Below are 25,001 nucleotides of genomic sequence, written 5' to 3'. Positions count from 1 at the left end.
CGCTGTGACGTCGACCAATCTGCCGCTTGACCCCGACCAGGCCCCACGGGGTCGCACCAGCCTGACGGTTTACGCGGCCATCGTCACGTACAACCTGTTCACGGTGGTCGGCGTCGTCGTGTTTGACTGGCCGGTGGGCAACATTCTTTTGCTTGGTTGGTGCGAGAATGTCATGTTCGTTATTGCCGCGACGCTGGCCAATGGTCGTGTGCAGCGGGAGTCGAGGCGCACCGGCTTACCGATCCCGGTAGATCCGTCGGCTGTACAGGCTGGCAATATGAGTCTCGATGCTACCGCTCCGCCGTTCGCCTACTTGTTATCCAATCTTTTCTTCTCCCTCGGTCACCTCGTGTTTGCTGGCGTGTTGGCCGTATTCGTCGGGGTGAAAATGACTATCACTGCGGCTGGTGTTCCTTTTGTGCTGGCTGTTGTGCGTCATATCGTCGAGGCGTTCAATGATTTCTTGGGTGATCCCGCTGTGCGGCGTGCCAAGGACTTGCGGGCCGCTCGGGATGCCAACTGGCGGGTTGTGGTCCAGCATGTCTTCATTCTCGTCGCCTGGGGGCTGTTTATCGGCGCGCTCAACCTTGCAGACGACCACCTGGGGCACTCTGGTGGGTTGGGACACATGAACTTCGAGGCCAGGTTGCATGTCGTGGCGGTCGGGGTGCTCTTGCTCTACGTCACTGCCAAGATCGTCGTTGAGGTGCTGATCACTCGGGCTCGTGACCGCGTGCAGCCGCTGTCGAGCCTGGCGGATGCGCTCTGAAACGGCTCTCGGGCCTGCCGAGCGCTGCCCTAGAATCGTGCGGGTGAGCGAGTCCATGCCAGAGTTACCCGTCGACGTGCCTCGGGCCGAGGCTGCGGTGCGCGAATTCCTTCTGGCCATCGGAGAGGACCCCGACCGGGAGGGGCTGCGCGAGACTCCGTCGCGCGTGGCAAAAGCCGCCCAGGAGCTGTTCGGGGGTCTCACGCAGGATCCGGCTGAGCTGCTGGCGACGACCTTCGACATCTCCCACGACGAGATGGTGTTGGTGCGAGACATCGAGGTGCAGTCGACCTGTGAGCACCACTTGTTGCCGTTCATCGGTGTGGCACATGTGGGTTATATCCCGGCTAAGGGTGGCCGGGTCACGGGTTTGAGCAAGATCGCCCGACTCGTCGACGTGTATTCCCGACGCCCCCAGGTCCAGGAGCGGTTGACGACTCAAGTTGCTGACGCCATGGTCCAACACCTGAATGCCCGTGGGGTGATTGTTGTTGTTGAGTGTGAACACATGTGCATGACGATGCGCGGCGTGCGCAAACCGGGGTCGAGGACGGTGACGTCGGCGGTGAGAGGGATTCTTCGTGATCCGGCCACACGCGCCGAGGCGATGGGGTTGATCACGCGCTGACGTACGCGGGAGGATCCTGGCTCGCTTTGGGCCTGTACTTGGGTCTTGGGCCCCATCGTCACAAGTTGCTGTCCACATAGCATCAGGACAGTGTCGAGTCCTCTTGGCGTGCCGGCTGCCGCATCTATCGGCGCAATTATCGGAGCCACCGAGGGGGCACTCGTACTTGCGTTGGCGACCCCGAAGCGCTACCGGCGACCCGACGAGTGTGGTCTACCGGTCCGACGCCGCGCGTGGGTTCCGTTGTGGACCACGGTGGTATGCGCCCTTATCGCCGTGTCCTGGCGGTTGATGCCGGCGTTCCTTTCAATTCTGCTGATGTCGGTCGCAGTCATGGTCGCGGCCTGTGTCGTCGACGTTGACGTGCACCGTCTCCCCAACATTCTCACTTTGCCGCTACTGGTGGTTCTTCTGGCCCTTCTGGGCGTTCTGGCGGCGGTCACGGGCGCCTGGTCGGCGCTGGGGCGGGCTGTACTCGCTGCGGCCGTCGTCTTCCTGGTCTTTCTGCTCCTAGGACTGATCGGACAAGGCGGAATGGGCATGGGGGATGTCAAGCTCTCCGCGTCGATCGGCCTGCTCGCGGGGTATGTGTCGTGGGTTCACGTCATTCTGGGCGTGCTCGCCGCGGCTCTCATCGGTACTGTGTGGGGGCTGGGTCTTCGAGTGGTGCGCGGCCGTGACGCCTCCCAGGATTTCGCGTTTGGTCCACATCTCGTCGCGGGCCTGCATCTAGTGCTCTGCCTGCCGGTGCTGACGGCGGTGTGATCGTGATTTCCTTTGACTGGATAGCCCGGGTGGCACCCGTAACCTCGGGTGAGTTTCCGGCGGCCGTGCAATGCCTCTTTCAACCTTCTTTGGCCAGCACGCGTCCGAAGTGGACTAGCAACGCCATGCCGAGCAGGCCGATTCCCGCGATGGTGACGACGAGTGCTCGGAAGGGCACTCCGACTCGGGTCGGCAGCAGCCACACCGCCCCTGACGCGACTGCCGTCCCGGAGCATGTCATGGATTCATTGCCGTCGGTGGTGCCGACGGCCAACACCGGGCGAAGGGCATCTCGATGTCTGGCACGCTCACCGATGGACGGGTCTGCAGGCGTCGTCATGGATGTGGTTGACGAGTCTCGGGTAAGGGTGCAGGTCAAGACCTCGTCCGGGCCGGTGCCGTTGAGCTGCACCTGCTTGGATACGAAGATCACCTGGCCCTCAGAGAGGGGTGGGGAGCGATGCAGCTGCACCGGCTTCCCGGCTGTGACGTGCACCTCTGGCGTCTCGGGCAGACTCCAGGCGGCGATGCCAAGTCCCAACAGCCCGACCGAGCACAGCGCGAGGACGGTGGTGAGGATGAGCCGGGCTGTCTGCGTTCGACGCGAGTTGGTCATCCGCCGCCAGCCGCGACGGTGGGGTGGGGCGAGGTGGCGGTCCATCTGTAGTCCTATTCGTTGGTACCGGAACGCCATGACCATACCCGACAGGCCTACATATACATCACGTATTACGAATGATCGGGCAATGACCCGTACCGCAGTTAAAATTGGCCCGGAATGCCGAAGAGTCATGCCCGTATGCCCAGGCCAGAGGCTGATCTGGCCCGACAAGGGCTCGCACTGGGCTTGGTTCGACCGACAGAGACCGTTCCGACACGAATCACACGAGAAGGAGGCGAGTTGACTATGAACGATGTCTTCGTCGTAGTGGAGGCCTACCCGGTTCATAGCGGCCTCACTGCTTGGCGGGGCGACGACCCGACGGTTCTTGTCATGGGGGCCGATGACCCGAGCTTGCTCGCCGCTTGGCTGAGGTTTTATCCGGTCGATTCCGTGACGCTCGTGTATCGTCCGGCCGTGGCCCGGCAGGCACGGTTCGCTGCCACCTTGGCCAGCGGAGCCGTATCGGCCGTCCCCGTGGCGCATGTCACGCATCGCGCTTCGGCCCTGGCTGCAGTCCTGGCCTGCTCGGCGGTTGCTCCTCGCCGTGAACCGCTAGTGGCGAAGATCGAACAACTCGAGCGTGTCTTGACCACCTCGAGGTCCGGCGTGGTCCTTCGCTCGCTGTCCGGCCTCAATGACCCTTCCCCCGGGCTTGGGCGCCATCTGGCATCCCTGCTTCCCTGGGGAGGCGTATCGGTCGTCCAGTTCACCCCCGAGGTTCACTTTTCTCGAGAGTCTAAGGCCGGGACCGGTAGTGCCGACTACTGGCTCCAGGCATGGAGGGTTACCGAGGGGGACTGCCCACTGGTTGGCCCACTGCAGTCGGCCACGGTGGAACGGCCTGTCATTGACGTTCGAGCCGAGTACGGCAGCCGAGGTCGAGAGTTTGCCCTCCTCGGCTGGCCTACCGACGTCCGTGAACCGTTTGGTAGGTGCCCAGTGTGCGCTGCCGATTGCCTGCGCCCGGTGTGCCCGGTGTGCCATGTCCATGTCCTCAATCAGGAGAGTGTCGCGTGAACCCTCGTCAACGTCGTGGTCTCATCTACTTGCTCATTGCGGTCGTCGTCGCCATTGCGACCTTCCTGACGGTGACGCGGTATGTGTCCTCGGTTAACAGTCAGGTCGGGTCGCGCGTGACCGTGTACCGGGCCAAGGCTCCGATCAGCCCTTACACCCCGCTGTCCGAGTCGCTTCTTGAGCCTGTCGAGGTGCCTCGCCGATGGACCTCTGATTCCTCAATCGTCAGCATGTCAGCCTTGAAGGGACGCCGAATCGGCTTCCGTGTGGAGCCTGGAACCGTCATCACCCGCGACATGCTCATCGCTCCTTCCGATCTCAATCCAGACGAGCGTGAGATCGCCATCAACGTCAACTCGGTGACTGGAGTCGCCGGGCGAGTCAAGCCGGGCGACAGGGTCGATATTTACGCCGTCTTCGCTGACGTTCCCGGCCTGCCGAAATCGGTTCGTGTCCTGACACGCAACATCCGCGTGGTGTCCATTGCGGGCAAGATGAATGTCACTAACCAGTCCGGCAGCGGCCTGGCTGAGACCGAGGTCATCCCAGTCACCCTCGCCCTCACCCCGAATGACGCGACGGCCGTCACCTATGCCGCCGCCTTCGCGAAGGAGGTTCGTCTGGTGGCGCTGCCCACTGATGCTGGGGCCAACCGCAATGGTGAGAATAGCGAGTACGACGCCTCTAGTTTGGGTGGCCAGGCCGTTCCGGAGGGCAAGAGGTGAGCACCGCAATTATTTGCCACGCCGACCGGAACGTCGTCGGTGACCTCCAGACCCTCCTGTCGGAGCTGCCCGATCTGGCGGTCACCGACGTCGTGGCGACAACCATCGAATTGAGGAAGGCCGTTGCCCGGTCGGCACCGGACCTCGTCCTCATTGGTGACCAGACCGGCCCTGACCCTGTCGAGGATGTCTGCCGGTCGTTCCTGTCAGCTCATCCCGGGACCGCCGTCGTTGAGGTCATGACTCACCGATCCGACTCGGCGGCCATGCACGCCATGGAGTCGGGTGCCCGTGCCGTCATCAGCCAGCCTTTCGTCTACGAGGATGTTTCGGAGCGCGTCGCCAATGCCCTCGAATACGCCGAGACGATGCGCACGGTCATTGCAGGTACCGCGGCCCAGTCCCGTCGGCGTGGACGCTTGGTCTGCGTCGCCGGTGCCAAGGGCGGAGTCGGAACGACGACTCTGGCGGTTCACATGGCGGCTGATTTCCTGCGCGTTCACCCGAACTCGCGGGTGTGCGTGGTCGATGCCGACGTGGAGAAGGGGGATGTAGCCGCGATGCTCGACATCCGTCAGTCGGTGTCCATCGCCGATATCGCCAAGGTCTCCTCCGACCTCTCGGCGTCGACCGTGGCCGATGCCGTCATCCAGCACGAGAGTGGCATCCACGTCATGCTCGCGCCCAGCGACGTGCGTGAGTCCGACTACATCACACCCGAGGCCATTCGTGCCGTGCTGGATCTGCTGCGTTTTGAGTTCCCTTTGGTCATCGTCGACGCCGGCGGCCATGTTTCGCCCGGCCAGGCGGCGGTGGCCCAGATGGCCGACGAGATGGTCGTCGTCACCACCCCCGACGCCTTGGTCATGAGGGCCTTCCGTAAGCGCGCGGCAGCCTGGGAATCGCTGGGTGTGCGTGACGAATCGGCTCTCAAGGTGGTCGTCAACAAGGTCGACAAGAGGTCGGTCTTCCCGGCGTCGGCCGTGGCCAAGCTCACCGTCGCCAAGGTGCTGGACGTCATGTTGCCGTTCATGCCCAGGGCTCTGGAGGTTGCCTCGAACGATCGCGATCCGCGGGCCCTCACCGAGGTGTCCTGGTGGCGGCTCATCTCGGCTCTGCGCCGCGAGGCTGGTGCTGATATCGAGTCTCCTGAGCCAGCCGAGGAGGCGGTGACGGGCCGACGTGAGCGAGCTCGATCAGAGACGGGCCGGCAGAGTGCTACCGCACGACGTGCGGCCCGAAGGAAAGCAGACAAGGACAGGGGCAAACGATGACGACTGTGATGAGTGCGATGCGTGGCTCTTGGTGGCGCGATGACGCCGGTGGGGTCGCCCTGGAGGACGTCGGCATCCTGCCGATCGTCCTATTGGTGGTGCTGGCGGGTTGGCAGATGCTCGTCGTCGGGGTTTCCGATGTCATGGTGGGCCGTGCGGCGGCCGCGGCCTCGCGCGAGTATTCCGTGTCAGGTTCCCTGACCTCGGCCACTAACAAGGCTCGCGGCGCTTTGCCTCGTCCTTTCGACGACGTCAGCGTTAGTGGCGGAAGTTCCATCACCGTCAAACTCAGGGTGCCTGGGTCTCTCACCGGCGTGTGGGGTGCCATGCACGTCGTAGAGGCATCGAAGAGTGTCGTAGAGGAGCCTCGATGAGTAACCGATTGAACCGCAGGGTGTGGGAGGATGACAAAGGTGGTGCCGCCATCGAGGTTATCGGGCTCCTGCCGTCGTTCCTCCTTGTCGCTGTTGCCGCCGTTCAGCTCGGCCTGGTCGGCTGGACCTCAGTCGAGACCACCCATGCTGCCCGGGATGCTGCGCGAGCTGCGACTCTCCACGAGGACCCGACCTCAGCCGCGCAGAATTCTCTCACTGGGGGTCTTCACGTCGAGTCGATGTCGGTCGGTGGTAGTGACAGCCGCCGGGTGAGCCTCACCGTGCGCATCCCTTCCCTTATCGGGTTCCAGGTCGGGACGGTGACCCGCGCGGCGGAGATGCCGAGGTTGCGGCCATGAGATCGTATGCAGCCTTCGAGGACGCCCGCCCGCACACGGCGGAGTCCGATGAGCAGAGGGAGTCGCTGGTCTCGGTGTTTCGGCGCCTCCTGCTTGAGGAGGTCGATCTGGGCGAACTGTCAAAACTCGACACCGCTCAGCGCAAGGTCCGCCTGGAGCGGGTCATCGCGCACCTCGTCTCCCGCGAAGGGGTCATTCTTTCCACCTCGCAGCGCAACCAACTTGTGCGCCGAGTCGTGGATGAGGCTGTGGGCCTGGGTGTGCTCGAACCGATCCTCTCCGACCCGAGCGTCAGCGAGATCATGATCAACGGACACCAGACGATCTACGTCGAGCGGGCTGGCAGGCTTGAGTTGTGGCCCACTGCCTTCAGTTCCGAGGACCAGCTCATGCAGTCCATCGACCGGATCGTCTCCACCGTCAACCGTCGCGTTGATGAGTCCAGTCCGATGGTTGACGCCCGCCTACCACCCGATCCCCGCATGCCTCGCGGCGCTCGAGTCAACGTCGTTTTGCCGCCGCTGGCCCTCAACGGTCCGACGGTGACCATTCGACTGTTCCCCCAGGCTCTCAGCCTCGAGGCGATGGTCGAGAAAAACTCCCTCGACCTAGCTACCGCGCAGTTGCTGCGGTCTTTCGTCCAAGCCAGACTCAACGTCATCGTCTCGGGGGGCACCGGCTCGGGCAAGACAACCCTGCTCAATGCCCTCTCAAGTTTCATTGATCCGTCTGAGCGGATCGTCACCATCGAGGACGCCGCAGAGCTCACCTTGGACCAGCCTCACACCATCCGACTCGAGACTCGGCCGCCCAACGTTGAGGGTGGCGGTCAGGTGACGATTCGTGACCTGGTGCGCAACTCGCTACGTATGCGACCGGATCGAATCATCGTCGGTGAGTGCCGTGGGGGAGAGGCTCTCGACATGCTCCAGGCCATGAACACCGGCCACGAGGGGTCACTGACGACCGTGCATGCCAATTCCCCTGACGACGCTCTGGTCAGGCTGGAGACCTTGGCCTCGATGAGTGACGTCGGCATGCCTTTCCAAGCCCTCCACGACCAGGTGAACTCGGCCATTGATGTCATTGTGCAGCTGCAGCGCACCAGTGACGGCGCCCGCCGGGTGACGACCGTCGCCTATGTGTCGAGCCGTCGTCAGGAACCTTTCAGACTCCAGCCGATCATGGAGTGGGTACCTTCGCCGTCCAACCCGGGGGACGGCGCCTTCCGCACCTGCGAGATTCCGGACGCTCTTGCTGCCCGACTGGCTGCGGCCGGGGTGGGCCTCGATCACCAGGAGGCCGCATGATCTGGTTCTGGTTGTTGTTGCTCGAGGCCGGTACCATCGCTGGGCTCATTCTGTTTGCTCTGCGCGACTTTTGGTGGGTCCGGTCCCAACGTCGACGTGCCGTCAGAGGCGCAGCCTTCGTCGGGTTGCGTCCAAAGACCGCCTTCGGTGATCTCAACGCCCGGTTCGTGCAGACCCGACCGGGCCGATGGCTGGCGCGCGAGCTCGAGGCCGGTGGCATCACCCAGCCGCCTGCCGCTGTGGCTCTCATCACGGTGGCCGTCTCGATTCTTGTTACGGTGGTCTTCTACCAGATCCTGGCCCCGGCCCTGGCAGTCCTCGGTGTCGTGCTGGGGCTGGCCGGGTTGTGGGAGTTCGTCCGACGAGCACAGCAGCGGCGCACGGCGAGGTTCGTCGACCAGCTTCCGGAGCTCGCCCGTCTCCTGGCCAACGCCAGCCATGCTGGTTTGTCGCTGCCGACTGCTATTGCGATGGTGTCTGAAGAACTCGGAGAGCCAGCCCGGAGCGAGTTCGCCGCGGTCGAGAACCGACTCAGGTTCGGTGCCCCACTGCAAGCGGCCCTCGATGAGCTCTCCTCCCACATGCGCTCGCGTGAGGTGTCGGTCCTCATGTCGACCTTGGTGGTGTCGGCCCGTAGTGGTGGCTCGCTGGTGACGGCCCTGCGTGGCATCGCTGACTCTCTCGAGGAGCGCAAGGAGACTCGTCGCGAGGTGACGACGATCCTGTCGCAGGCTTTGTCCACGGCTTATCTCATCATTATCATCGGACTGGGCCTACTTGTTGCGCTCAATTTCCTGAGCCCCGGCACTGTCGAGCTCATGACGAAGTCGATGGTGGGGCGGATCTGCCTCATCGCGGGCCTGTCATTGTTCGCGGTGGGGTTCGTCATCATCCGCCAGATGACGAAGGTGAAGTTGTGAACTCGATCCTGTTTGGTCTCATCCCAGGCTTCGTTGCCCTGGGAGCTGTCGTTCTTGCCATACGAGGCATCTATCTGGCGACCTCGGACCCGGCCGAGGCATTGGACCTCGACGAGGTGGCTCTCCTCAAGAAGACCGAGAGTGCTCGTCGTGCCGGCCCCTTGGAGTCACTCGCCCTGACCATGCTGCCGACTGTCCGCAATGCCCTCCCAGAACGCGCCGTCACCTGGATCCAACGTCAGGTCAACGCCGCTGGACGTCCCGATGGGATGACCGTTGACACGGTGATCACCGATATCCTCAAGTGGGCGATTCTCGTGGTTCCCCTAGCGGTGGTTCTCATGGTGCGGGGAATGGGTTTCATTGCTCTGCTCGCGCTGTTCATCCCGATCATCCTCCCGCTGGGCAAGCTCACTGGTGATGTCAAGCGCCGTAAGGAGCGTATCGATGACGACCTACCGAGCTTCATGGATGTCTTGGCGGTGACGGTCACCGCTGGTATCGGCTTCCGACGCGCTTTGCGGACTGTGTCGGAGCGTTATGGTGGCCCACTCGCCGAAGAGATCCAGCTCACCCTTCAGCACATCGACAATGGCGCGAGCATGCGTCAGGCCTTCACCGCCCTGCGCGACCGGACGGGCTCGGCAGCGGTGGACGAATTCGTCTCGGCTTATGTGCAGTCAGAAGAACTCGGTGCGCCACTCGTCGACACCCTCAACCACATTGCCGCCGACATGCGACGCTCTGCGGCCCAGGCTGCCCGCCAGCGGGCGGCGAAGATTGAGCCTCGGGTGTCACTGGTGACGACGACCGTCATGGTGCCGGGTGTCCTCGTTCTGCTCATCGGTGGCCTGCTCATCGGGACTGGCATGCTCGACCAGATTTCGGGGTTGTTCAAGTGAGCGCTATGCCCCGGCCCGGGATAGGTGGCTCCCAGCTCCATGAGCTCACCCGGGCGGCGCTTTCGCTGCGGCTCGTCGCGGTGTTCATCGCCCTGCTCTGCCCCTTTGGCAGGAACCTGTCCATTCTCCAGATCGCGGCCGTTGTCGCCATTGTGGTGCTGTCGATCTTTGAGGTGCGTTCCCCCGAGTCCTTGTCGCTCCTGGAGGCCCACCCGTTGTTGACGCTGGTCGACTTGACTGTCGTCGTCGGCTTCGTCGTCGTGGCTGGGGCGGCGGGGGCGTTGCAGCTGACGGTGCTGACGACGGCCTTCCTCGTCGGCGTCTGGGTGGATCGTGTCGGTGGGCTCGTCACGATGGTGCTTCTCCTCGTCCTGTATTTCCTCGGGTGGAGGACGAGATCAGGGCAGGACGGGTCAACCGGGCTCATCATGTCATTCATGCTCATGGCGATGTGGTTCCTCGGTCTTGTGGTGCGCAAGGCTGCTGATAACGAACAACGTAGTCACAAGGTTCTGCAAGCCAGCATCATCGCCACCACAGCGGCCGAAGAACGCGCCAAGCTCGCCACTGAGTTGCACGACAAGCTGGCCAAGACGATACAGAGTGTGGCTCTCACGACTTCGGTCATCCCTGACGCCGTGGAGTCCGATCCGTCGCGAGCCATCATGGTCGCCAAGCAGGCGCATCAGATGAGTGCGCAAGCCGTCTCCGAACTGCGTTGCGTGATGTCTGGGTTGCGCGAGGATTCCACCGAGCTCGTTTTCGGAGAAGCCGTCATCGGTCTGGTAAGTGCCTGGCAGTGTGCCGAAGATCGTCACGTCCGTCTCAGCATCGACAAGGACATGGTCCTCGAGCGCCAGGATGTGCAGTTTGAGGTATTGGCCGCGATCAGCGAGGCCCTCGACAACATCGCCCAACATGCTGGTCCTTGCGACGTGTCGGTCGTTGCCAGCAAGGAAGGGCCAACCCTGAGCGTCGTCGTTCGGGACACGGGTAAGGGGTTCTCGGAGCCGGAGTTGCGCGCCTGTCAGCGTGCTGGTCACCAAGGCGTGCTCGATATCCAGCGTCGTTTGTTACGTGTTGGGGGAAGGGCCGAGGTCTCGAGTGAGGTCGGAGAGGGGACGACGGTGACGATGGTTGTCCAGGATAAGCTTTGGGAGGAACGTGAGTGAGCCCGAAGTGACCACAGTCATGGTGGTCGACGATTCTGCGGTCATGCGTGTGGGGCTGCGTACGCTGCTCGAGCAGGACGGCGCTCTTGAGGTCGTCGGTGAGGCGGCCGATGGTGATGAGGCGTTGCGCCTGGCCGAAGAACTCAAACCGAACGTCATCTTGCGTGACATTCGGATGCCGCGTCGTGACGGCCTGTCAGTCCTGCCGCAGCTTGCTGCCGGGTCGACGGTCATCATGACGACCTTCACCGACGATTCGGAGTCGATTCGTCGCGCCCTGGCCGAGGGCGCTGTCGGGTACCTTGTCCATGGCGCCTTCGACGCCCAGTCCCTGGGCCACATGATCCGCAGTGCCAGGGCTGGAGCCATGACCTTGACTGCACCGGTGATGAAGACCTTGGCCGAAAAAGGGCCTGCTGCGCGGACAGGGGAGGGGTCGGTTGCGGGGGAGCCCGTTCTCCCCCGCAAGACGACCATGGGCCTTAGCAGTCGGCAGGTCGAGGTCATGGAGCTCATCGCCGACGGCAAGTCGAACAAGGAGATCAGCAAGACGCTGTTCCTGGCTGAAAAGACGGTGAAGAACCACATCAATCAGATCTTCGCGACCCTCGGGGTGACGACACGGGCCCAGGCCATAGTGCTGTGGCTCCACGGTTCGGGCCCTCACGGACTCCCCTGACAGTGGGCTCAACATGGGCACATAGTTGGGCCTTGGGACCCTGTGATGGGCTGGTGAGAATCCGTAGGTTTTTCCATGTCAGGTGAGGGAGGGATTTCACCAGATGCCTTCTCTCGGACACCTCGGAGGAACATCACACCACAGGGAGAGGAAACCATCATGAACGATCTGGTTCTCGCCACCACCGTCCGCACGCAGCTCGCCATGAAGTCGATCGCCGACAAGCTTCGTCAGGAGCGCGGTGCCAGCGCCCTCGAGTATGTTGGCATGCTGCTCATCGGCGCCGTCATCGTGGGCGCCGTCCACGCGGCCATCAATCCGGGCACTGTCGGGAAATGGGTTAAGACCGCCACCGACGTCATCGGTAATATCCACCCGTGATCTTGGAGATGACGCAAACCAGTCGGAACGACACCGTAGCATGATGTCCCGACTGTGGTGTGGCGCGGTGGATGCATATGGCGTCCACCGCGTCGCCATGCCTCGGGTGATCCGAAGTCAACCCACAGCGGGGAGGTAGGCCGATGAACTGGAGACGCGACGATGGGCAGGCCAGCACGGCGCTGCTGGCGGTGTTCACTTTCGTCATCATCATGGTGGCGGTGCTGGCAATCCCGCGGTTTGCCACTGCGGGGACCGAACGTACCGGTCTGGACTCTTCGGCGGACGCGGCTGCCCTTGCCGGAGCGCAGAAGGTGCAGGACATGCTTCCGGAGATCGTCGACGCGTACGCGAAGTCTGGTGGGCTCGACGCGCCGGTTGGCGACGCTGGAGCGGATTCGGCCATTTCCTTTGCGCAGCGAAATGGCTCGGATGTCATTTCCTATCAGTACACACCGGAGAACGGTTTGATCACGGTGTCGGTCCGAAGCCGTGATGTGCAAACCAACGGTCAACACAACGAAGGGCATGCTGTCGCCGATTCTCGATTCGCCTTCGGTTTCGGTTGCAGTATCGACATGGAACCAGCGGAACCGAAGGAGGGAGAGACATTCTCGCCTTCGGCAAACGGACATATGGTGTGCAATGGAAAGTCGATAGACATCGTGATGGACGGGTTCGGGAAGATCACCGTGACGACGCCTCCTGAGCAGATCAAGACCCTTCTTGTCGGCGATGACAAGGCGTCCCTGGTCAAGTGAGTCGACATGTTTGTGGGCGTCGGTTCGCGTCGTAGGGCCGATGGTTAATGGAAGTTGGCCGGGTATCACCGCAACGGTTCTCTGCGCGAGGGCTGCCTATTCTGGTGGGCTGTGGACGTGACCCGGCCTCTATCGTAGGGTCATTATTATGCGTAAGTTGAACGTTAGAGCCAGTGGGCTCCTCTGCGGGCTCACTATGGCGGTGGTTTCGGCGGTGGTGCCGGCACAAGCCGACGACGCGACGCCAGGGCAGGTGCCGATCATCGGTGCAGTGGCTGTGAGCCATGGGGACGTTGAGAAGCGTCGGGCTGCGAAGCCGGGCTCGGTGGTGCTGGCGTTGCATGCTGTGCGGCGTCTGCCTCAGGCGACTGTCGTTTATTACTCGCTGACCGTCGACTCGTCGGCGTCCGGGCCGATTGATGGGGGCTACTTGGTCGGCGTGCCCGGCACCCCGCGTTACAGCGGGATTCTGGAAGCCGATGGCGGCATCCTTGACGTCCGCAATCACAAGTTCTACCGCACGATCGTGGACCCCCCGGGCTGCAAGATGTGTGTCCAAGAGTGGTGGAACTCAGGGTCCCTGGGGTACACCCAGCCTGGGCACGCGACGGTTGGCTGGTTCAGTACTCCTCGGGTGCCGTCTGATGTTCAGCGGGTCGATGTCGCGGTCGGTAACCGCCTCTTTCATGATGTGCCGGTTGAGGATGGTCCGCTTACCCCCACCATCGACGAGGAGACCGCGAAGGACCAGTGGCTTGACGGCCTTCCTTTGGGGGCGGCTTGGCCTGCCTTGGATCCAAGCGTTTTGTCGGATGTTGATGTGGCTTCTTATGTCAACCCGCTCATCATCACGACGGGGGAGGTCTCCGATGCCAAGCGTAAGCGGGTGATGGGGGACACTACGAACATCGATTTGGATTCGTCGGTGTTGTTTGATCATGATTCCGACGTCGTCAAGCCTGCTGGGCGTGCTGTCATCAATCGGGCGGCCAAGGATCTTGTGGCGGCCAAGGCGACGGGGAAGGTTGAGGTCACTGGGTATACCAGTAGTGAGGGTGCCGCTGAGCATAATCTTGATCTTTCGCGGCGTCGTGCGGGGTCGGTGGCCAAGGTGTTGGGGCCTCAGTTGCCGAAGGGGGTCACGTTGGTGACGGCTGGTAAGGGTGAGGCTGATCCGGTGGCTAGTAATGACTCTGAGGCTGGGCGGCGTCTCAACCGTCGGGTGACGATCACCGTCAAGGAGAGATGATGAAAGGGCGTTGTGTCGCTATCGGCCTTGCCGCTGTTTTGGCTCTGAGTGCCTGTGGAGGTTCTGACAAGCCTACTGGGTCGGAGACCCCGAGGCCGTCGGTGTCTGTTACGACTCCTTCCACGGCTGTTACGACGTCGGGTATGAGTTCTTCTGTGACACCGAGTGTCATGAGCTCGGCTGAGGTGGCGTCCCGGGAGTCGGCGGCCGCCCAGCAGGTCATGGGAAAGGTCAAGGATGCCGGCGGGCCTCTTCCCAAGGAAGTGGCCACGATCCCCTTCCACCCCTATCTCTATGAAACGCAGCAAGCTACACTTCACGTTGCCTCGGTCAAAGCCAGTGCCACGGGCACCGTCCTCACCTTCTGGCTCACCTCGAACGACATGAGCTCCTTAGCCATGTCTTTCGTCAACCCGGAGGGCTACCCCTCCCTGATCGACACCGCCGGGGGTGTGAAGTACTCGGTCGACTCCTACCCTGCCGGATACAAGAAGAGGTTCGTTATTGGGACTGACTCGCCAGAGGTGGGTCCAGATGGGGTTTACGTCATGGAGGCGGCCTACCCGCCGTTGCCCGACTCAGTGAAGAAAGTCAAGGTTACGGTCGGATCGGCGAAGACGTCCCCCGATATCCCGGTGACCCGCTGAACGTGCTCTGTCTTCTGGGCCCACATTTGGGGCCACGGACTCAGGTGTCCGGGGTGGTGTGTTCCTAGGCTCATTACCGGTTCGCGACACCGTCGAGAGGAAGACCGATGTGGGCCAAGAATGAGCGGGGTGCCGCGTCGATGGAGTATGTGGCGATGCTTCTTGTCGCCGCGTTGTTCGCCGGGGCCGTGGCCGTCAGCATCAAACCTGAATGGGTGCGGTACAAGGTGTGCCAGGCCCTCGTGGCCATTTCTGGGGAAGGGTCGTGCAGCGCCCCCGCCAAGCCGCCGGCCCAGACCCCACCCAAGGTGTGCACGATCAACAGCTCGACCGAGTCCAATACGTGGTTTGCCAAGGGCAGTTTCAAAGTTGTTAACGCTGGCGGCGAGGATACTTTCGGATACCGGTTTATCCGGTACAGCAATGGCACCGTCGATGTCGAGCTGTACCGCTCCGGCAAGGGAGAGGTCGGTGCCGATTGGGGGCTCGGCGGAAACGGGAAGGTCGGTGCGGATGTCTCGCTTACTGGGTCGGGCAAGTATCAGAAGGGCGAGGTCTTCCACTACGACAGCCTTTCTGCCGCGCAGGCTCATGTGGCTGACTTCAGGCGGTACGTCGAGGAAAGGGCCTTGGAAAAGTCTGGGGGTGGGGAGCCGAAGTTGGAGGGCGCCAGGCACACTGCGACCTCCAAGGTGTGGGAGTATGGCCTGGGTGGCGAGCTCGACGGTGGGCTCAACCTCGGCGGTGGCGCCCATAAGTCGACGGCTGCCGGACTCGATGGGAAAGCCGACGGTAAGGTGTTGTACACCAGCAAGGAAGACAAGCGGACGGGGGCGAAGACGACGAAGGTCGAGACCGTCGGGGCGCTCAAGGGTAACGCCACCGTCAATACCCCGGGCTCGGGGCCCCACCTGTCGGCCAATGCTAACGGTCAGAAGGATGGCAAGACTTCCGTCTCGGTGACCAAGGACAAGTCGGGCAAGATCACCGAACTCGTCATCACCCAGAGTGAGGCCGGAGGCAGCGGCTTTGGCCTCGACGTGGGTGAGGGCAGTACTGGCAAGGGCAAGTACAAACCCAAACATTCAGCTGGCAAGGCGGCCAAGGGTTCTTCGGATCCTGACTACAAGCCTCGTCATGCGGCCGACAAGAAGCGTCCCGACCCCAAGTTTGCCCTCAAGTCTGGTGTGAACGGAATGGATCGTACAACGACGACCTACCGGCTCGCCGTCAACGACAGCAACCGTGCCGAGGTTACCAAGTGGCTCGGCGGTAACGGTATCTCCAGCAACCCCGTGGACGTAGTTGGCTTGCTCTGGAAGGCGTCAAGCATCCACCCGCTCGATGCCCACCCCAGCGACGGCTTCGCGAAGTTCCTCCGCGACTCCGAGGATGCCCAGTTTGACTCTCAGACGACCACGGAGAGCAGTTCGTCCGATGACCACAGCGTCAAGCTGATCATTGCCTCGGGCGGTAGCAGAGACGACACTACGTCGTCAGTGTCGATGGGTCAGAAATATTATTCCTTGGAGAATGGCCAACGAGTGTCTCATCCGGTCGTTGGTTGTAAGTGAGTGAAGGAACACGAGGACTATGAAGATGACCGCTGGTGACGTCATGTCTCGCCGTAGTGTTCTTGCTGGGGGTGCTTTGGGTGGGCTGACCATTGTTGGCGCCGGTCTCGTTGGGTGTTCGAGCTCACAGAATGCAGGTGCGCAAGGGGACTCGAGTTGGGTCAAGGCTGAGGTTGGGCGTGTGTCGGTGCGTCATCCCGCCGAGTGGGTCGAGAAGCCCTCTCACAGCAAGGTTTTCACGAAAATGTTCACAGACGAGACCGGCTGGATGTATATCGCTGGTGACTACAGTGACAACACCGATCCCGTGCTTGTTCAGGACCGACTTGAAGTCCGGATGACCGGGAACGTGGATGGGTTTGAGGCCAAAGGCTGGGATGAAATTACCGTCAAGGGGGCTGGGGAGGCCGTCAAGTGCCCGTTTGTGTTCAACCGGGAAGGCAAGAGGGCCTACGGTTGGTGGCTCATTGCTTCGCTTCCGGCACCCATCGGTGGCACCAGTGTCGTGAGTATCAATTTGCTCACCGAGGATACCGACTTCGTTGACAAGGTCATACCAACGATGGAGCTGCACGACCAATGAGAGGCGTGGGCCTGGGTGCTCGGCAGCGACGTCAGGAATCGGCGTGGTCTGATCCGGCGTTGGCCCAACCGGCGTCGCGGCGGTCTGGTGCGTGGCATGTCGCGTGGTTGTGCGTGCTCACCTTCGTGGCGGCTGGTCTGGCCGATGTTGTCGTCGTGTGGACGGGAGTGCGCGTCCACCACCCACAGGTGGGATCGGCCCTGCTTGGGCTTATTGCTGCCCTGCCGTTGGCGCACTCGTGGGCTGCGCGCCGGGCCTCGACGACCGTGTGGTGGGCCTGTGCGGTGATTTTGCTTGCTCTGGCTGGGATTGCCGGGTACGCCTGGGTTCGCATAGGTTTCCCCCCGACGAACCCGCGTCTCGTTGCGGTGCTCGTCTCGATTTTCCCGCTGGCAGCGTGCAGCGCCTTGGGCCTGGGATATCTGTGGAGGCTCTGCGAACGCCTCCTTGCTGATCACCGCCACCTGTGAGCTCGCCCTAGACTTCACCCCATGATCTCCGTGGACCCCACGAACACCAATCCGCACCCCGCCCGCACCCTTGTCATGGGAGTCGTCAACGTGACCCCCAACTCCTTCTCCGATGGAGGCATGTGGGCCGATCCCGAGGTGGCCATCCGGCACGCCCGCGACCTCGTCGCCCACGGGGCTGACATCATTGATGTCGGCGGCGAGTCCACTCGCCCTGGCACCGAGCGCACCCCCGAGGACGAGGAACTGCGTCGCGTGCTGCCTGTCGTCGAAGCCCTGGTAGCCGACGGGGCCACTGTCTCCGTCGACACCATGCGCGCCTCAGTGGCGGAAGCCGTTGTCGAGGCCGGAGCCACCATCGTCAACGACGTCTCCGGGGGCAAGGCCGACCCGGCCATCCTCGACGTCGTCGCCGACGCCGGAGTCGACTACGTGCTCATGCACTGGCGTGGCCAGTCGGCCACCATGCAGGATCTCATCCACTACGACAACGTCGTCGCCGACGTCATCAGCGAAACCTCCCAGCAGGTCGACGCCGCCATCGCCGCCGGAATCGCTCGCGAGCGCATCATCGTCGACCCCGGTATCGGCTTCTCCAAAACTGTTGAACACAATTGGCAGCTCATCGACGCCGTCGACGCCTTCCAGGACGGTTTCAAGGATCTGCGCGTGCTGTGGGGAGTCAGCCGCAAGCGCTTCCTCGGCGAACTACTTGCTGACAACGGCCAGGACCGCCCTGCCCTGGAACGCGATGCCAGCACGATGGCCCTGTCGACCTACCTCGCCCTCCATCGTGCCTGGTGTGTGCGCACCCACGAGGTCCGTGCCAACCGCGACGCCATGGAGACCGTCGCCCGCCTCCTCGCCTGAGCCTGCGCTTCTTGCTGATTGACGCTGTGCCTCTCCTCGCAGACGTCGTCGACAAGCCCAATTGCGGTGTACAGGTAACCTTCCGACATGACCGATGGACAGATCACCCTGACGGGCATCCGCGCCCACGCGAACCACGGCGTCCTCGCCAGCGAGCGTGAGCTCGGCCAGCCCTTCAGCGCTGACGTCACCCTCGACGTCGACATGGACACCGACTCTGACGACATCACCAAAGCCGTCAATTATGCGACAGTCGCACAGCAGGTGCTCAACGTTCTCGCAGGGGAACCGGTGAATCTCATCGAAACCTTGGCTGGCAGGATTGCCGACACCGTTCTCGCGATCAGTCCGCGAGTACGTCATGTCCAGGTGACCGTCCACAAGCCGCACGCCCCGGTAGGAGTAGCCCTCGACGACGTGGCCGTCACGTGCCGAAAGGATGCCGAGTGAAAGCTGTATTCAGCCTGGGTTCCAACATGGGAAACCCCTTTGCTCATCTGCGAGACGCCGTCCGCCTCATCTCCGAAACCCCCGGTCTTCACGACGTCGTCGTCTCGCCCGTCTACGTCACTGCCCCTGTTGGGGGAGTGCAGCAGGACGACTTCCTCAATCTGGTCGTCGTCGCAACCAGTGACCTTCCACCATCAGTCTTGTTGGAGCGTGCTCACGTCATCGAAGACGCCCACGGGCGTGAGCGCACCATCCCAAATGGTCCTCGTACCCTCGACGTTGACCTCATTTGCGTCGGCGATGAAACCGTCACTACTGACGAATTGACGCTTCCGCACCCCCGAGCACATGAGCGCGCATTCGTCCTCGTGCCGTGGTCCGACGCCGACCCTGAGGCCGAATTGCCCGGGTACGGACGGGTTGTCGATCTGCTGGCCCGCTTCGACGCCGACGACGTAGCCAACGCCGTCAAGCCGTATTCACGCCAGATTGACGTGGCTGGTGTCACCGTTGCGAGAGGATGGGACGAGAGGCGCGAAGAGGAGGATCTAGAAGAGGAGGATCTATGACACGGAGCCTGCCACCGGACTGGGATGACGATCGACGCCCCGACGGCGGCGATGATCCCCACGGCAATCTCGCTCCGACCGACTGGAAGGTCGTCATCGTGGCAGCTCTGTGTGGAGCTGCCCTGGGATGGTTCACGCTGAGCATCTACCAGGTCAGTGACAACACCGTTCCGATCCTGCCCTGGTCGCTCCCGGTGGTCATCCTTGTCGTCGCCGTCGCGACATGGGGATATGCCAGGGCCTTTCGCGCCAAGGTCGTCGACCCCAAGCGAGAGGTCGAGGCGAACCAAGGCCTCGTGTCACTGGCACTGGGAAAGGCCATCACCTTGTCGGGTGCTGCTCTCGTCGGGGCGTGCATCGTGTACGTCCTCACCTACGTCTGGCACCTCAACATCCCCTACCCCCGGCAGCGGACCATCGTCGGGGCGGTGACAGCCATCACCTGCGCGGTCATGGCATGGGCCGGGTGGTTCCTCGAGAACGCCTGCAAGGTGCCGAAGGGTCCGGAGGATCCGGACGAGCGCTCCAAGAGGTGACAGCGACCACAAGATCGCGACTCGCCAGTGTTCAGTGCTTGACGCGAGGCCCAACGGACTGTACTTGAGGACGCCTCACGCGATATGATTGATTGCGTGAGCGGCGTGCATGATCTCAAACGGGTTGAAAAGGACACTGGCGAGCGCAAGGGTGTGCTCGTCATTCTCATCGCGGCAACGGTTGTTGCCATTGCGTGTGGACTGATTCCCTCCATCTGGGCGGTCCGGGCTGGCGTGCTCGTAGCCCTCGTCGGAGCGTGGGTCTCGGTCTTCATGGCGTGGCGTCAGGTCGATGCCATTCGCCAGATGCATTACGACACCATCAAGGAACTTCGTCACGCTGCATCCGAGCAGGAGAAGCGTCACCATGCTGAGTCCATGGAGATGATCGACACCTTCTCGCGTCGTGTCGGCTCCATCTCGAAGACCCTCGCCGACACTCGCGCCAAGCTGGATCACGCCGAGAGCGAGTTGTCGACCCTCCGTGGCGACAAGGCTGCTTTGCAGTACAAGGTCACGGTCGGTAATAAGAGGGTCGCTTCGCTCGAGATGCGTATCACCGAGCTGGAGACTGAGCTTGACGCCCTGCTGGCTGACGGTCGTTCGGGACGCCTGGGAACCCTGCGCACCGTCACTGATGCGGGCGTCCCCACCGCTGAGGAGATCTGGGAGCGCGGCAATGACGCGACCATTGCTGATCTGTCTCGCGTCGCCTTCCCTCGCCTGTCTGACGAGACTCACGTGACCCGCCGCCAGGCCTGACACTCCGCCACCGAAAACCTCACGTGGGGCCCAGCCACTTGGCTGGGCCCCACGCTTGTCGACCTGAAGGGGATCTGGGGGTGTCATGCCCCGTCCTCACTTGTCAAGATCTCCCAATGTCCATCCCAAGGACGCGATGGTGGCCTCGAGATCGTTTACCCGAGTCCCCGGCAGAGTGGCTTCCAAGACTTGGACGTTGGCAAAGGTGGGAGTGCGCAGCGCCATTCTCCACGGCGTCGTGCCGCCGCGAGATTCCAGCAGGTACCCGGTTCGTCCCCAAGGTGCCTCCATGGCCGTCCAGGTGCGTCCCCGGGGAACCTTGACAGCCGTCGGCAGGCGCGTCTCCAGTGGTCCGTCTAGAGCTGGTAGTCGGTCCAGGACCTGGCGGCACAGGCTCGACGACACCGTCACATCGTCGCACAGGGCCGCCAGTCGCGAATAGGCGTCACCCTGAGGTTCGGTGACGGTCGCAGGCCAGGTCAGTTCATCGTAGACCGGTGAGCTCTCACGGGTGTCCAGGTTGATTCCGCTGGCGCGGGAAACCGGCCCTGAGAGGCCGTAGGCGTCAACCATCTCGCCTGCGATGACGGTGACCTCGCGAATCCCTTCGGCGGCGTCGAGGGCGGCCCGTAACCGGGGCAGGAGAATGTCAGCCTCGTCGAGCCATTCCCGTAACCCGGGGCACCACTCCTGTTCAGGATGGATCTCAAGCCCTCCGATGCGCGTGATCATGGGATGAATTCGATTTCCTGAACACCATTGCCAGATCGTTCGTGAATTTTCAATCGTGGAGGCAACCTCACTCTCAAGGCCTGGATCATCACAGTGGTGGCCCAACCAGGACAAAAACGTGAGGTGTGAGGTGATTCTGCTGAACTCCGTGAGCAAGGTGCGTATCCATGCCACCCGAGTCGGCACGGTAATGCCCATCGCCTCTTCGATGACATGGGCTGCGCCGGTCTCACCGATGAAAGGTGACGTCCAGTCATGGCGCGATGCAAGCATGGGAATCTGTCGGTAATCTCGAACCTCGAACAGTTTTTCATCTCCGCGATGAAGGTTGCCGACATTCACCTGTGCAGAGGTGATGAGCTCGCCGTCGACGGTCGTGGCAATGCTGACGAGCCCCGGCCTCGTCGGGTGAAGTCGCCCGAGGTCAAGCCGGATCACCTCGTATTCCCCACCGGATTCGCCATCCGGCGTTTCTGCGGGAGTCGCTGACATCACCGATCCGACGGCAAACAAGATCTTTCGCGTGGAACTGAACACACCCTGAGGATGCCTCATTGCGCTGCCAGATGCATCTCCGGGACAGCCATTCGGTGAAAATGGGACAGAAGTCGTCTTGTGATTCTCTTTGCCATGAACATAAACTAGGCTTTGAAAGCCGAGGTTGTATCTACAACGCAAGTCTGAAAGGAATACCATGGCACAGCGCGTACGTGTTGATCTTGTCGACGATGTGGACGGGAGTCCTGCTGAGGAATCCGTCAATTTCGCCCTTGACGGCGTCAGCTATGTGATTGATCTGTCCGCCGAGAACGCCTCCAAGCTGCGCGATGATCTGTCCACGTGGACCGCCAATGCTCGTCGCACCGGTGGCCGGCGTACTCGTGGTCGTCGTCCCACCGGAGGACCAACTGCCAACGAGGTCCGTCGGTGGGCCAAGGAGCACGGCTTCGAGGTCTCGGAGCGTGGGCGCGTCTCCAACGAGATTTGTGAGGCCTACGATCGAGCTCATTGATCCCAGTTATGTGATCGTCTGACAAGGCGTGTCGGTGACGGCGCCGGAGCAGGAAGGCTCCGGCGCTGTTCTGTTCCACCCGGGGTTGTGCCAGCGGCGTAAGCGGGTATCTCAGATCTGTCGTCAGCGGTTACTAGACTGACCACACAGGCCGACAGTCCAGTGCTGTCGGTTGGTTGCATGAAGGTTTCACGCGACCGCGGGTGGATCCGTCCGCCGGTGTGTCCGGTGGTTGATCTGCCCCACATACAAGGAGAGTTCATGTTCGAACGGTTCACCGATCGGGCCCGTCGGGTCGTCGTCCTGGCCCAGGATGAGGCCAAGGCCCTGAACCACAATTACATCGGCACCGAGCACCTGCTGCTCGGGCTCATCAGCGAGGGCGAGGGCGTTGCGGCCAAGGCCCTCGAGTCCCTCGACATTTCCCTGGAGGCGGTCCGCGCCCAGGTGGAGGAAATCATTGGCCACGGCTCCTCGACGCCGACCGGCCACATCCCGTTCACTCCGCGCGCCAAAAAAGTCCTTGAGCTGAGTCTGCGCGAGGCCCTTCAGATGAATCACTCCTACATCGGCACCGAGCACATCCTGCTCGGCCTCATCCGTGAGGGAGAAGGTGTCGCCGCCCAGGTCCTGATCCGCCTTGGTGCCGACCTCAACACGGTGCGCAACAGCGTCCTGCAGTTGCTGCAGGGCTACCAGGGGGACGAGCGTCAAGCCGCCACCTCCGGCGCACCCGAGGCTGGTCCGCAGCAGTCCTCGGCGACGATCCTGGACCAGTTCGGTCGCAACCTCACCGATGCAGCCCGTGACGGCGAGCTCGACCCGGTCATCGGGCGTGAGACCGAGATCGAGCGGGTCATGGTCGTGCTGAGTCGCCGTACCAAGAACAACCCGGTTCTCATCGGTGAGCCCGGTGTCGGCAAGTCCGCCTGCGTCGAGGGCTTGGCTCAGGCCATCGTGCGCGGCGACGTCCCCGAGACCCTGCGGGACAAGAAGATCTACTCCCTGGACCTTGGCTCCATGGTCGCCGGATCGCGGTACCGCGGCGATTTCGAGGAGAGGATGAAGAAAGTCCTCAAGGAGATCAAGAATCGCGGCGACATCATCTTGTTCATTGATGAGATCCACACCCTCGTCGGTGCCGGCGCTGCCGAGGGAGCCATCGACGCTGCCAGCATGCTCAAGCCGATGCTGGCTCGCGGTGAGTTGCAGACCATCGGTGCGACGACCCTTGACGAGTACCGCAAGTACATCGAGAAGGATGCCGCCCTGGAGCGTCGTTTCCAGCCGATCCAGGTGGCTGAGCCGTCGATCCCGCTGGCCATCGAGATCCTCAAGGGTCTGCGCGATCGCTACGAGGCTCACCACAAGATCACCATCACCGATGAGGCCATCGCCTCGGCGGCCAACCTTGCGGCCCGTTACATCCAGGACCGCTTCCTTCCTGACAAGGCCATCGATCTCATCGACGAGGCCGGCGCCCGGATGAACATCCGTCGCATGACGGCCCCGCCGGACCTGCGCGAGTTCGACGATCGGATCGCTCACGTGCGCGTGGAGAAGGAAGCCGCCATCGACGCCCAGGACTTCGAACGTGCCGCCGGGCTGCGCGACGACGAGAAGAAGCTTCTTGCCGAGCGCGAGGCCAAGGAGGAGGAGTGGAAACAGGGCGACGAGTCGGTTCCGGCCGTCGTCGGTCCTGACGAGATCGCCGAGGTGCTCTCTGGAGCCACCGGCATCCCGGTCTTCAAGCTCACCGAGGAGGAGTCCCAGCGACTACTCCACATGGAGGACGAGATCGGCAAGCGTTACGTCGGACAGGAGGACGCCGTCAAGGCGCTGTGCCGTTCCATCCGTCGTACCCGCGCCGGCCTCAAGGATCCGAAGCGTCCGGCTGGCTCGTTCATTTTCGCCGGCCCCTCTGGTGTCGGCAAGACCGAGCTCACCAAGGCGCTCACCGAGTTCCTCTTCGGTGACGAGGATGCCCTCATCACACTGGACATGAGTGAGTACTCCGAGAAGCACACCGCATCCCGGATGTTCGGTTCCCCGCCGGGATTCGTCGGTTATGAGGAGGGCGGCCAGCTCACCGAGAAGGTGCGCCGCAAGCCATTCAGCGTCATCCTCTTCGACGAGATCGAAAAGGCCCACCCCGACATCTTCAACTCCCTGTTGCAGATCCTCGACGAGGGACGTCTCACCGACGCCCAGGGTCGTGTGGTGGACTTCAAGAACACCGTCATCGTGCTGACGACTAACCTCGGTACCCGTGACATCTCCAAGTCGGTCAACCTTGGCTTCTCCAAGGCCAACGACGCCGAGTCCAGTTACGAGAAGATGAAGGCCAAGGTCACCGAGGAGCTCAAGGGGCACTTCCGCCCCGAGTTCCTCAACCGTCTCGACGAGATCATCGTCTTCCACCAGCTCACCCAGTCCGACATCCTACGGATCGTCGACCTCATGGTGGACCAGTTGGAGGAGCGTCTGGGCGACAAGGACATGGGCATCGAGGTCACCCCGGCCGCCAAGGAGCTGCTGTCCAAGCGTGGCTTCGATCCGCTGCTGGGTGCCCGTCCACTGCGTCGCACCATCCAGCGCGACATTGAGGACGTCCTGGCCGAGAAGATCCTCTTCGGCGAGGTCAAGCCCGGTCAGATCGTGGTTGTCGACGCCGCTCCGGAGGGTTCCGAGGAGCCGTTCGTGTTCAAGGGCACGGAGCGCTCCGAGCTTCCGGATGAGGTCCCTGAGGAGCTCACCTCGTCGGCAGGGGACAACAACAACGGTCAGCAGGACTGATCACTTGAGCACGTCACTGCGGCCCGGCGCTCGATGCGCCGGGCCACAGTG

The 25,001-nt window shown here is 62.5% G+C and carries 29 protein-coding genes; 27 read left to right on the top strand and 2 right to left on the bottom strand.

Features of this window, described 5'->3' with window-relative positions; translation table 11 throughout:
- The first annotated feature begins 4 nt into the window (after window positions 1–4).
- The 3 genes from ACSJJT_RS05300 (at window position 5) to ACSJJT_RS05290 (ending at window position 2,162) form a co-directional block, all read left to right on the top strand.
- Window positions 5–769: a DUF6498-containing protein gene (locus tag ACSJJT_RS05300; RefSeq protein ID WP_435917298.1), complete on the top strand. Its 765-nt coding sequence runs from the start codon at window positions 5–7 to the stop codon at window positions 767–769.
- A 55-nt stretch (window positions 770–824) separates the two neighbouring features.
- Window positions 825–1,397, top strand: a complete 573-nt coding sequence (gene folE, locus ACSJJT_RS05295) for a GTP cyclohydrolase I FolE (RefSeq protein ID WP_435917398.1) — start codon at window positions 825–827, stop codon at window positions 1,395–1,397.
- Between the two features lie 90 nt (window positions 1,398–1,487).
- Window positions 1,488–2,162, top strand: coding sequence for a prepilin peptidase (locus ACSJJT_RS05290; protein ID WP_435917297.1), 675 nt, complete (start codon window positions 1,488–1,490; stop codon window positions 2,160–2,162).
- A 79-nt stretch (window positions 2,163–2,241) separates the two neighbouring features.
- On the opposite strand, the gene ACSJJT_RS05285 is transcribed toward ACSJJT_RS05290, so the two are convergent.
- Window positions 2,242–2,823 (bottom strand): hypothetical protein, encoded by a 582-nt coding sequence (locus ACSJJT_RS05285; RefSeq protein WP_252908252.1) that lies wholly within the window; start codon window positions 2,821–2,823, stop codon window positions 2,242–2,244.
- Window positions 2,824–3,069: 246 nt separating this feature from the next.
- Here ACSJJT_RS05285 and ACSJJT_RS05280 point away from each other — a divergent pair, with 246 nt between their 5' ends.
- From ACSJJT_RS05280 to ACSJJT_RS05175, 22 genes are all read left to right on the top strand, one after another.
- Window positions 3,070–3,843 (top strand): hypothetical protein, encoded by a 774-nt coding sequence (locus tag ACSJJT_RS05280; RefSeq protein WP_435917296.1) that lies wholly within the window; start codon window positions 3,070–3,072, stop codon window positions 3,841–3,843.
- Window positions 3,840–4,568 (top strand): Flp pilus assembly protein CpaB, encoded by a 729-nt coding sequence (gene cpaB / locus ACSJJT_RS05275; protein ID WP_252908254.1) that lies wholly within the window; start codon window positions 3,840–3,842, stop codon window positions 4,566–4,568. The genes ACSJJT_RS05280 and cpaB overlap by 4 nt, the downstream gene beginning before the upstream one ends.
- On the top strand, window positions 4,565–5,842 hold the full coding sequence (locus ACSJJT_RS05270) for a CpaE/TadZ family protein (RefSeq protein ID WP_252908255.1): 1,278 nt from the start codon (window positions 4,565–4,567) through the stop codon (window positions 5,840–5,842). The genes cpaB and ACSJJT_RS05270 overlap by 4 nt, the downstream gene beginning before the upstream one ends.
- On the top strand, window positions 5,839–6,216 hold the full coding sequence (locus ACSJJT_RS05265) for a hypothetical protein (RefSeq protein WP_252908256.1): 378 nt from the start codon (window positions 5,839–5,841) through the stop codon (window positions 6,214–6,216). The genes ACSJJT_RS05270 and ACSJJT_RS05265 overlap by 4 nt, the downstream gene beginning before the upstream one ends.
- Complete coding sequence (locus tag ACSJJT_RS05260; protein WP_252908257.1) at window positions 6,213–6,575, top strand: TadE/TadG family type IV pilus assembly protein; 363 nt, start codon at window positions 6,213–6,215, stop codon at window positions 6,573–6,575. The genes ACSJJT_RS05265 and ACSJJT_RS05260 overlap by 4 nt, the downstream gene beginning before the upstream one ends.
- Window positions 6,572–7,885, top strand: coding sequence for a TadA family conjugal transfer-associated ATPase (locus tag ACSJJT_RS05255; protein WP_435917295.1), 1,314 nt, complete (start codon window positions 6,572–6,574; stop codon window positions 7,883–7,885). The genes ACSJJT_RS05260 and ACSJJT_RS05255 overlap by 4 nt, the downstream gene beginning before the upstream one ends.
- Window positions 7,882–8,805: a type II secretion system F family protein gene (locus ACSJJT_RS05250; protein ID WP_435917294.1), complete on the top strand. Its 924-nt coding sequence runs from the start codon at window positions 7,882–7,884 to the stop codon at window positions 8,803–8,805. The genes ACSJJT_RS05255 and ACSJJT_RS05250 overlap by 4 nt, the downstream gene beginning before the upstream one ends.
- On the top strand, window positions 8,802–9,707 hold the full coding sequence (locus tag ACSJJT_RS05245) for a type II secretion system F family protein (RefSeq protein ID WP_252908260.1): 906 nt from the start codon (window positions 8,802–8,804) through the stop codon (window positions 9,705–9,707). The genes ACSJJT_RS05250 and ACSJJT_RS05245 overlap by 4 nt, the downstream gene beginning before the upstream one ends.
- Window positions 9,708–9,712: 5 nt before the next feature.
- On the top strand, window positions 9,713–10,879 hold the full coding sequence (locus tag ACSJJT_RS05240; RefSeq protein ID WP_435917397.1) for a sensor histidine kinase: 1,167 nt from the start codon (window positions 9,713–9,715) through the stop codon (window positions 10,877–10,879).
- The gene (locus ACSJJT_RS05235) at window positions 10,872–11,558 is read left to right on the top strand and encodes a response regulator (protein ID WP_435917292.1); all 687 of its coding nucleotides are present in this window, start codon (window positions 10,872–10,874) and stop codon (window positions 11,556–11,558) included. The genes ACSJJT_RS05240 and ACSJJT_RS05235 overlap by 8 nt, the downstream gene beginning before the upstream one ends.
- A gap of 159 nt (window positions 11,559–11,717) precedes the next feature.
- On the top strand, window positions 11,718–11,939 hold the full coding sequence (locus ACSJJT_RS05230) for a hypothetical protein (RefSeq protein ID WP_435917291.1): 222 nt from the start codon (window positions 11,718–11,720) through the stop codon (window positions 11,937–11,939).
- 143 nt (window positions 11,940–12,082) lie between these two features.
- A complete protein-coding gene (locus ACSJJT_RS05225) occupies window positions 12,083–12,700 on the top strand; it encodes a pilus assembly protein TadG-related protein (protein WP_435917290.1) in 618 nt (205 codons plus the stop codon).
- 148 nt (window positions 12,701–12,848) lie between these two features.
- Entirely contained in the window at window positions 12,849–13,949 is a 1,101-nt protein-coding gene (locus ACSJJT_RS05220) for an OmpA family protein (RefSeq protein WP_435917289.1), read from the top strand.
- Between the two features lie 170 nt (window positions 13,950–14,119).
- Window positions 14,120–14,596 carry a hypothetical protein gene (locus ACSJJT_RS05215; RefSeq protein WP_435917396.1) on the top strand — a complete coding sequence of 159 codons (477 nt, stop codon included), beginning with the start codon at window positions 14,120–14,122 and terminating at the stop codon, window positions 14,594–14,596.
- Window positions 14,597–14,703: 107 nt separating this feature from the next.
- Entirely contained in the window at window positions 14,704–16,170 is a 1,467-nt protein-coding gene (locus ACSJJT_RS05210) for a hypothetical protein (RefSeq protein WP_252908266.1), read from the top strand.
- 181 nt (window positions 16,171–16,351) lie between these two features.
- On the top strand, window positions 16,352–16,753 hold the full coding sequence (locus tag ACSJJT_RS05205) for a Tat pathway signal sequence (protein ID WP_252906064.1): 402 nt from the start codon (window positions 16,352–16,354) through the stop codon (window positions 16,751–16,753).
- Window positions 16,750–17,223 (top strand): hypothetical protein, encoded by a 474-nt coding sequence (locus tag ACSJJT_RS05200; RefSeq protein ID WP_435917288.1) that lies wholly within the window; start codon window positions 16,750–16,752, stop codon window positions 17,221–17,223. The genes ACSJJT_RS05205 and ACSJJT_RS05200 overlap by 4 nt, the downstream gene beginning before the upstream one ends.
- Before the next feature lie 21 nt (window positions 17,224–17,244).
- A complete protein-coding gene (gene folP / locus ACSJJT_RS05195) occupies window positions 17,245–18,093 on the top strand; it encodes a dihydropteroate synthase (RefSeq protein WP_435917287.1) in 849 nt (282 codons plus the stop codon).
- Window positions 18,094–18,180: 87 nt separating this feature from the next.
- Entirely contained in the window at window positions 18,181–18,543 is a 363-nt protein-coding gene (gene folB, locus ACSJJT_RS05190; RefSeq protein ID WP_016666893.1) for a dihydroneopterin aldolase, read from the top strand.
- Entirely contained in the window at window positions 18,540–19,112 is a 573-nt protein-coding gene (gene folK, locus ACSJJT_RS05185) for a 2-amino-4-hydroxy-6-hydroxymethyldihydropteridine diphosphokinase (RefSeq protein ID WP_435917286.1), read from the top strand. The genes folB and folK overlap by 4 nt, the downstream gene beginning before the upstream one ends.
- Entirely contained in the window at window positions 19,109–19,648 is a 540-nt protein-coding gene (locus ACSJJT_RS05180) for a DUF3180 domain-containing protein (RefSeq protein ID WP_435917285.1), read from the top strand. The genes folK and ACSJJT_RS05180 overlap by 4 nt, the downstream gene beginning before the upstream one ends.
- Before the next feature lie 84 nt (window positions 19,649–19,732).
- The gene (locus ACSJJT_RS05175) at window positions 19,733–20,410 is read left to right on the top strand and encodes a cell division topological specificity factor MinE (protein ID WP_435917284.1); all 678 of its coding nucleotides are present in this window, start codon (window positions 19,733–19,735) and stop codon (window positions 20,408–20,410) included.
- A 96-nt stretch (window positions 20,411–20,506) separates the two neighbouring features.
- On the opposite strand, the gene ACSJJT_RS05170 is transcribed toward ACSJJT_RS05175, so the two are convergent.
- Window positions 20,507–21,697 (bottom strand): NADH-quinone oxidoreductase subunit D-related protein, encoded by a 1,191-nt coding sequence (locus ACSJJT_RS05170; RefSeq protein ID WP_435917283.1) that lies wholly within the window; start codon window positions 21,695–21,697, stop codon window positions 20,507–20,509.
- Between the two features lie 139 nt (window positions 21,698–21,836).
- Here ACSJJT_RS05170 and ACSJJT_RS05165 point away from each other — a divergent pair, with 139 nt between their 5' ends.
- Window positions 21,837–22,154: a histone-like nucleoid-structuring protein Lsr2 gene (locus ACSJJT_RS05165; RefSeq protein ID WP_435917282.1), complete on the top strand. Its 318-nt coding sequence runs from the start codon at window positions 21,837–21,839 to the stop codon at window positions 22,152–22,154.
- 261 nt (window positions 22,155–22,415) lie between these two features.
- On the top strand, window positions 22,416–24,950 hold the full coding sequence (locus ACSJJT_RS05160) for an ATP-dependent Clp protease ATP-binding subunit (RefSeq protein ID WP_435917281.1): 2,535 nt from the start codon (window positions 22,416–22,418) through the stop codon (window positions 24,948–24,950).
- Window positions 24,951–25,001: the final 51 nt, after the last annotated feature.

It is taken from the genome of Cutibacterium nasicola (assembly GCF_051303185.1).
Classification (GTDB): domain Bacteria; phylum Actinomycetota; class Actinomycetes; order Propionibacteriales; family Propionibacteriaceae; genus Cutibacterium.
This window is presented reverse-complemented; position numbering and strand designations above follow the sequence as displayed.